This is a genomic window from Microcystis sp. M53598_WE2 (assembly GCF_030067735.1).
Taxonomy (GTDB): Bacteria; Cyanobacteriota; Cyanobacteriia; order Cyanobacteriales; family Microcystaceae; genus Microcystis; species Microcystis aeruginosa.
In genome coordinates this window covers 1-1,450 of the sequence record NZ_JASJFE010000317.1, presented here as the reverse complement: position 1 = coordinate 1,450, position 1,450 = coordinate 1, and the positions used below count along the sequence as shown (strand labels likewise).

Sequence of the window (1,450 nt, the reverse complement as noted above, 5' to 3'; positions counted from 1 at the left end):
GGGTAGCGTAACATGAGCGGGTGTTGGGTTTCATGCTTCAACCCAACCTACGTTCTTAGTTTCGGGTTCGGAGGACAAAATGCCGCCATCGCAGTGGGGAGATGGGGGAGAAGGAGAGGGGAGTGGGAATTATGAATTATGAATGATGAATGATGAATTGGGGAGACGGGGAGAATAAATAAAAGCAAATCTCCTGATAACTGATAACTGATAACTGATAACTGATTATGGATACACCGAGACTACATCCGGACACGATCGAAGAAGTTAAACAAAGAATTGATATTGTGGATTTAATTTCCGAGAGAGTCGTCCTCAAAAAAAGGGGACGGGAATACGTCGGTTTATGTCCTTTTCACGAGGAAAAATCCCCCAGTTTTACGGTTAGTCCTGCCAAACAAATGTATTACTGTTTTGGCTGTGGTGCGGGGGGAAACGGGATTAAATTCTTGATGGAGGTGGGAAAACAATCTTTTAGTGAGGTGGTTTTTGAGCTTGCTAGAAGGTATCAAATCCCGATTAAAACTCTGGCAGTAGAACAGCGTCAGGAATTAGAACAGCAATTATCCCTCAAGGAACAATTATACGAGATAATGGCCGTGGCGGTGAGTTTTTATCAACACGCCCTTAGTCAACCCCAAGGGGAAAAAGCGTTAGATTATCTCAAGGTACAACGACAACTAACCGCGGAAACTATCGCAGCTTTTCAACTGGGATATTCTCCGGAAGGTTGGGAAACTCTCTATCGTTATTTAGTGGAACAAAAGCGCTATCCTGTGGCTTTAGTGGAACAAGCGGGATTAATTAAAGCGCGTCAAAATGGTAGTGGTTATTACGATCAATTTCGAGATCGTTTAATGATTCCTATTTTTGATAGTCAAGGACGGGCGATCGCTTTTGGTAGTCGCACTTTAGGTAATGAGCAGCCAAAGTATCTAAATTCTCCCGATACTCCTCTATTTGAAAAGGGAAAAACTCTCTTTGCTCTCGATCGAGCTAAACAGGCAATTATTCAGCAAGATTTAGCGATAGTTGTCGAGGGTTATTTTGATGCGATCGCTCTCCATGCTACTGGTATTAGTAATGTGGTTGCCTGTTTAGGAACAGCTTTAAGTCAAGAGCAAATTAAATTACTTTTGCGCTACAGTGAAAATAAACAAATAATCTTTAATTTTGATGCTGATCAAGCGGGAATTAAAGCGACACAAAGGGCGATCGAGGAAATTAACTCCCTAGTTTATTCAGGACAAGTTAACCTAAAAATCCTCAATCTTCCCGATGGTAAAGATGCCGATGAATTTCTTAAATCTCGTGCTGACGGGGTGAATAGTTATCGAGAACTAATCGAAAAATCTCCTTTTTGGATTGATTGGCAAATCTCGCAAATGTTGGTTAATAAAGATTTAAAACAGGGACTACATTTTCAACAAGTAGCCAATAGTATGGTGAG

1 protein-coding gene is annotated in these 1,450 nt (G+C 41.2%); it reads left to right on the top strand.

The window, feature by feature from the left end:
• Nucleotides 1-227: 227 nt before the first annotated feature.
• Nucleotides 228-1,450: DNA primase (gene dnaG, locus PX636_RS06900; protein ID WP_288116573.1), on the top strand; the 1,223-nt coding region annotated here is incomplete at its 3' end.